Annotated in this window: 4 protein-coding genes; 3 read left to right on the top strand and 1 reads right to left on the bottom strand. The window is 28.8% G+C overall.

The window, feature by feature from the left end:
- The first annotated feature begins 488 nt into the window (after nucleotides 1–488).
- Genes J5G60_RS17565 through J5G60_RS17575 form a run of 3 tightly spaced genes read left to right on the top strand, consistent with a single transcriptional unit; the run spans nucleotide 489 to nucleotide 1,930 of the window.
- Nucleotides 489–665, top strand: a complete 177-nt coding sequence (locus tag J5G60_RS17565) for a hypothetical protein (protein ID WP_190972256.1) — start codon at nucleotides 489–491, stop codon at nucleotides 663–665.
- Nucleotides 665–1,162, top strand: a complete 498-nt coding sequence (locus J5G60_RS17570) for a siphovirus Gp157 family protein (RefSeq protein WP_236035344.1) — start codon at nucleotides 665–667, stop codon at nucleotides 1,160–1,162. Before J5G60_RS17565 ends, J5G60_RS17570 begins: the two co-directional genes overlap by 1 nt.
- Nucleotides 1,163–1,177: 15 nt before the next feature.
- Nucleotides 1,178–1,930, top strand: coding sequence for a hypothetical protein (locus tag J5G60_RS17575; RefSeq protein WP_150358468.1), 753 nt, complete (start codon nucleotides 1,178–1,180; stop codon nucleotides 1,928–1,930).
- A gap of 619 nt (nucleotides 1,931–2,549) precedes the next feature.
- Here J5G60_RS17575 and J5G60_RS17580 read toward each other — a convergent pair.
- Entirely contained in the window at nucleotides 2,550–2,966 is a 417-nt protein-coding gene (locus J5G60_RS17580; protein WP_190972258.1) for a hypothetical protein, read from the bottom strand.
- Nucleotides 2,967–3,000 lie beyond the last annotated feature (34 nt).

Consider the following 3,000-nt stretch of genomic DNA (forward strand, 5'->3'; position numbering starts at 1 on the left):
TCCTTCTTATATATGTAAATATTAAATTTATACTTGATTAATTCACTTTATAATTATATTTTAACATAGGTTGCGTTAAAGTCTCAATCAATAACTTAAAATTGGAAATTGGCTTGACAATATGGGTTATAGAGGATTTTATAAAATTTGATTATCAATTAGAAGTAAGAAAAATATGGAATTAATAATACCAAAAGATAAATAATGAAGTTCTTAACTCCGGAAGTATTGACAATGGTAGCATTCGGATAAATGGAAGAAATAAATAAGTATAGACATATTAAAAACCATTTAAAATAGAATTAAAGGCATATAAAAAATAAGTATACCTTTTAAAGGAGCCATGAAAATGGGAAATAAAACCAAAATAAGATTTCAAAGCATAGAGCAAAGAAATAAACAATTGAAAGCATTCAAAACTATAAGATACACAATAGATAAGAAAGACCCTTTAGTTGTATGGATAATTTTTTAAAGGAGGGATAAACATGTTGCCGGAATGCTGCTATGAATATAGATATGAAGACCCAAAGACTAAAATATTTACCGTTTGTGATGTGTGTGGCGAAGCTATTTACGTGGGAGATAGCTATTATAGAATTGAGAATTTAGATGTTTGTAATGATTGTATAAATACCTTTAAAGTATTAGCAGAGGAGGAATGATGGTGGCAAAACTGTATGAGATATCTGAAAGATATAAGAACTTGGATGAATTACTGGATAATCCAGACTTGGAAAATGTAAAAGAGGATATAGAGAAATCTTTGAACAAAATAGATGAAGAATTTGATGTTAAAGCCGAAAATATTGCAAAAGTTATAAAATCAAAGGAAGTTGATTCTAAAGGACTAGATGAAGAGATAAAAAGATTACAGGCTAGAAAAAAAGCTGTAGAACATCAGATAGATAGCTTAAAGGACTATTTATTTGAGCACATGCGGATGCTAAAAAAGCAAAAAATAAAAGGTAGCTTATTTACTCTTTCAATTAGAAAAAATGTACCTGCTGTGAATATAACAGATGAAGAAACCATTCCGGAAAAATATAGGATACATCAACCAGATAAATTGGACAAAGTAGCCATATTGGAAAATTTAAAAAAAGGGATAGAGATAGATGGAGCTGAAATTAAGCAAACTATGAGTTTGAGTATTAGATAGGAGGTGTAATAAATTATGAATGAAGAAGTAAGGCTTTTAAAGACAGATGAAATTGAGGTAAGGGTACAAAGCTTAAAAAAGACCACAAATGGTGCAGCATGTATTTTATTACTATACAAAGATGCAAGAGTTGATATGCGAATACTTGATGAAACTTTTGGTATAACAGGATGGAGAAGAACGCATGAACTTATAAATGGCAGATTATTTTGTAATATAGATATATGGGATGATGAAAAGAAACAGTGGGTCAGAAAACAAGATGTTGGAGTTGAAAGCTATACAGAGAAAGAAAAAGGCCAGGCTAGTGACAGTTTTAAAAGAGCAGGATTTAATATTGGAATAGGAAGAGAACTTTATACAGCTCCCTTTATATGGGTCAGCTTACAGCGGGGAGAATTTGACGAAAGAGATGGCAAATTAATTTTATCACCAAAAGTACGCTTTAAAGTTAAGTCAATAGGCTATAGTAAAAACAGGGAAATTAATAAACTGGAGATTCAAGATAATCATTATAGAGTAAGATATTCTTTAGGTAAATTGATGAATGAGCAGAATAGAACAATTGTCACGGATAATAAGAATACTGTCAATAATAACGAAAATATGCAAAATAAATCAAGCAAAAGCGAATTGCTCTGTGAAAATTGTGGAAATGTCATATCTGAAAAAGTAGCAAACTATAGTGCTCAAAAGTTTGGAAAAATGTTATGCATGAATTGTCAAAAAAATGTAAAAAATGCCAGAGAGTTAAGTGTTACTAGATAAACTAGCGGTTATTTTGATATATCGATCATTGATAAAATTTAAAATTGTTCTTCTAATTGTATTGTAAAATAAGTGCCTATAACTTAGGTGCTTATTTTATATTGTTTACAAATAGTTTATTAATATGAAATTAAGATGTAACAAATGTTTTATATAATTATATATAACCTAGAGAAATACCCCCCTTAGTTTGTGAAGTATCCTATTTTGAACTATGAATATAGATTAGTGTCTATGGTTGCAGGACACAGTAAACTTAAATGCAACCACCAATAGATTCTTTATAAAATTGATCTCCCTTAGCGTTTATATCGCAAAATAAGTACCCGTCATTTAGGGTGCTTATTTTGCATGATTAAATTTATATTAGATTAGCAGGAAATTTAAAGCTCATAAAGAATAATTTAAAAAACATATTAGTAAAAAAAGAGAGAAGATAAATGAAATGGTAAATTGAATGGAACGTTCCAAAGCAAAAAAGAATAATATAAATAAAAAGCCATAGCTTCAAGAAGTTACTGAGATATTAAATTCAGAACTTACTGACAAGCAAAGGCTTTTTTTGAATTTATTATTATAATGAATTTATACCTTGAAGTAAATTGCTTATAATTTCAAATTAAGCTTTATTAACGTTAATTTCTTCTGCAAATTCAATTTGTTCAGTTGTTTTTGTATTTTCTAGATGATCAGCATTTTGTTCTGCGGTATTTTCTTCAACAGTACTCCCTTTTAACAATGTCAAGCATTTTGAAATCTTTTTATTGACTATTCCCACACCTAATAGAACAATTGCAATGCCTCCATATACAGCGATTGGTTCAAATATTCCTGGAAGCAGTTGGGATGGTATTAATTGTTTGACAACATCAGCATAAGAATATCCCTGGGCTACGTAATTGTTAACAGTACTTCTAAAGAAGAGTATATTATTAACTAATAATGCAATCCCAATAAGTGCTATAACTAAAGAAACAGCATAGAAAACAACTGAAGCAGAAAATTTTCTTGAGTTTTTTTTATATTTAATTTTCATAATAAATTATCTCCATTTCTATATTATATTCTTA

The sequence above is a fragment of the Clostridium sp. HV4-5-A1G genome, assembly GCF_900184915.1.
Taxonomy (GTDB): domain Bacteria; phylum Bacillota; class Clostridia; order Clostridiales; family Clostridiaceae; genus Clostridium_B; species Clostridium_B aromativorans.